This is a genomic window from Saccharomonospora iraqiensis subsp. iraqiensis (assembly GCF_000430445.1).
Classification (GTDB): Bacteria; Actinomycetota; Actinomycetes; order Mycobacteriales; family Pseudonocardiaceae; genus Saccharomonospora; species Saccharomonospora iraqiensis.
On sequence record NZ_KE387124.1, the window covers coordinates 5,088 to 8,048 of the forward strand.

At 73.8% G+C, this 2,961-nt stretch carries 3 protein-coding genes; 1 reads left to right on the forward strand and 2 read right to left on the reverse strand.

Features of this window, described 5'->3' with window-relative positions; translation table 11 throughout:
- Nucleotides 1–57 precede the first annotated feature (57 nt).
- Together ACTIR_RS0118445 and ACTIR_RS0118450 are read right to left on the reverse strand one after the other, a co-directional pair.
- Nucleotides 58–318 (reverse strand): glutaredoxin family protein, encoded by a 261-nt coding sequence (locus tag ACTIR_RS0118445; protein ID WP_026455385.1) that lies wholly within the window; start codon nucleotides 316–318, stop codon nucleotides 58–60.
- Nucleotides 311–1,942 (reverse strand): AMP-binding protein, encoded by a 1,632-nt coding sequence (locus tag ACTIR_RS0118450; protein ID WP_026455386.1) that lies wholly within the window; start codon nucleotides 1,940–1,942, stop codon nucleotides 311–313. Before ACTIR_RS0118450 ends, ACTIR_RS0118445 begins: the two co-directional genes overlap by 8 nt.
- A gap of 191 nt (nucleotides 1,943–2,133) precedes the next feature.
- Between ACTIR_RS0118450 and ACTIR_RS0118455 the strand changes: the two genes are divergently transcribed.
- Nucleotides 2,134–2,799, forward strand: coding sequence for a sigma-70 family RNA polymerase sigma factor (locus tag ACTIR_RS0118455; protein WP_026455387.1), 666 nt, complete (start codon nucleotides 2,134–2,136; stop codon nucleotides 2,797–2,799).
- The last annotated feature ends 162 nt before the right edge of the window (nucleotides 2,800–2,961 follow it).

The window sequence follows — 2,961 nt, forward strand, 5'->3', positions numbered from 1 at the left end:
GCCCATCCTGGACCCGCGCACCCCCTCCGCGCCGCCCGCGCGGTGCTCCGGGGCCGCTCAGCCGCCCAGCGCGGCGCGCAGCCGGGTCTTGTCGACCGACCAGTAGTCGTGCTCGGCGTCGTCCACGAGGATCACCGGGACCCGGTCGCCGTACTCGGCCCGCCACTCGGGGTCGGTGTCCACGTCGGCGACGGTGAACGGCACCCCGAGCTCACCGCAGACCCGTTCCACGTCGCGTTCGGCGGTCTCGCACGCCGGGCAGTCCGCGCGGGTCATGACCGTCACCGAGTGCCCCTGCGGGTGCGCAACGTCAGCCATGGCCCCCATCCTCCCCGGCGTCCGCACCGACGGTGTCCCCGGCCGTGCCCCCGGCGGTGTCCCCGGCGGTGTCCCCCGGGACACCCCCGGACGAACGCAGTTCCGCCCGGCGGACCTTGCCCGTCGGGGAGTGCGGCAGCTCGGTGACCAGATCGACCGTGCGGGGAACCTTGTAGCCGGCCAGGTGCTCGGCGCAGTGCTCCTGCACCCGCTGCGCGGACAGCCCCGCCCCCGCCGCGGGCACCACGACCGCCTTCACGGCCTCGCCGGTGCGCTCGTCGAGCATGCCCACCACGGCCACCTCGGCGACCTGCGGCATCGCGCCGATGACCTCCTCCACCTCGTGCGGGTACACGTTGAACCCGTTCACGATCACGACGTCCGTGGCCCGGTCGACGAGGTGCAGGTCGCCGTCGACGTCGATGTAGCCGACGTCCCCGGTCCGGAACCAGCCCTCGGCGTCCGGTCCGTACGCCCCGTCCGGCCAGTACCCGGAGAAGAGGTTGTCCCCGCGCACGGCGACGAGCCCGGTGCCGTCGGCGTCGGTGTCGAAGGCGTCGTCGGGGTCGTCCGGGTCGAGCGGCACCGGCAGCGGGTCACCGTCGCTGTCCACCAGCCGCACCTCGACGCCGGGCAGCGGCCGGCCCACCGAGCCCGGTTTCGGGTAGCCGGTCCGCAGCGTGGAGGTCACCACGGGTGCGGTCTCGGTGAGCCCGTACCCCTCGTAGACCCCCTGGCCGGTGGCCGAGCGGATCGCGGCCAGCACCCGGGGGTGCAGGGCGGCGGCCCCGGAGACCATCAGCCGCAGCGCCGACACGCTCTCCCGGATCCGTTCGGGCGGCTGCTCGGCCAGCGCCGCGTACATCGCGGGAACCCCCACCATCGCGCTCACCCCGTACGCGGTGAGGTCGGCCAGGGCCTGCCCCAGTTCGAACCGGGGCGCGAGCACGGTCGTGGCGCCCGCCGCCGCGGCCGAGAGCAGCCCCGGGCCCAGGCCGTAGATGTGGTGCAGCGGGATCGCCACGAACACCCGGTCGTCCGGGAGGGTGGCCGGCGGGTCGAGGGCGTGCAGCTGGCGGACGTTGGCCAGCAGCGCACGGTGGGACAGCATCGCGCCACGGGCGGGCCCGGCGGTGCCCGAGGTGTAGAAGATCGCGGCGATGTCCTCCCCGCCCCGGGAGGTGCCCCGGGCGAGGGCGGCGCCCGACTCCGGCTCCGACTCCGGCTGCGGGGCCGGGTCCGGGTCCGGCACCAGGAGTTTTGGTTCGTCCCCGGTTCCGAGCGCGCGGTCGGCGATCAGCAGCCGGGCCCCGCTGTGGTCGAACACCGGGGTGGTCTCGCCCGGGGGCGCCTGCGGGTTCAGCGGGACCGCGATCGCGTCCGCGCGCAGGATCGCGAAGAAGGCGACGGCGAAGCGCGCCGAGGTCGGCAGCCGCAGCGCGACCCGGTCGCCGGGACCGACGCCGGTGGCGGCGATCCGGGTCGCGAGCGCGTCGACGGCGCGGTCGACGGCACGCCAGGTCAGTGTGGTGTGTGTCGCTGTATCGATCAACGCCGCATGGTCGGGTCGGGCCCGCGCCGCGGAGGCGACGAGGTCGGCGACATTGCTGTCCTCACCGGTCACAAACAGCCCCTTTCCGAGTCCGGACAGTGTGCCACCACTCCCCCGCGGGGCGTGATCAGAGCCGGGCCGTGCCCAATTCGCAACAGGGACACCACTACCTACTTTTGGGTAACTACCCGTATGCTCCGTCGGGCGACGTAGTGGCGATGATCACGCGGAGGCCGGGAAAGGGCCCGGAGGAGGTGCGACACGTGAGCATGCCGATCGCTGTTGCGGCGGGGCCCGCACCCGCACGGTTGCGACCGGTCGGGGGCGCGGTGACCGAACAGACGGCACGCGCCGAGCCCGTCGACGCCACCGTGGCGGAGAACTGGGATCTCGTCCGCCGGGCCCAGGCCGGCGACACGGCCGCGTTCGGCACGCTCTACGACCGGCACGTCGACGGCGTGTACCGGTACGTGCTCCTGCGGGTGGGCGACCGGCACCTGGCCGAGGACGTCACGAGCGAGACCTTCCTGCGCGCCCTGCGCCGGATCACGTCGATCTCCTACCAGGGGCGCGACGTCGGGGCCTGGTTCACCACCATCGCCCGCAACCTGGTGCTGGACCACGTGAAGTCCAGCCGGTTCCGGATGGAGGTCGTCACGGAGGAGATCGCGGAGTCCCCGCCGCCGTCCGAGGCCGCGGGGTCGGGACCCGAACAGCAGGTCATCAACCGGAGCACGCACGACGAGCTGCTCCGGTGCATCGCCGACCTCGGTGACGACCAGCGGGAGTGCATCATCCTGCGGTTCATCCAGGGCTACTCCGTCTCGGAGACCGCCACGATCATGCAGCGCAACGAGGGTGCGGTGAAGGCGCTCCAGCACCGGGCGGTGCGCAGGCTGGCGCGCCTGCTGCCGACCGGCTTCCGGTGACGGGTCCCCGCGCGTAACCACGGTCGATCACCGGTCGTTGCCACCACGACGGTGTCGACGACGATGTGGAGGCGTGCGCGTGGATTGGGGGCGCGGGTCCCGCGCAGGCCGTTCCCGGCCCGGGAGGCACCGGGCCGACCGGGCCGACCGGCCGGGCAGGCG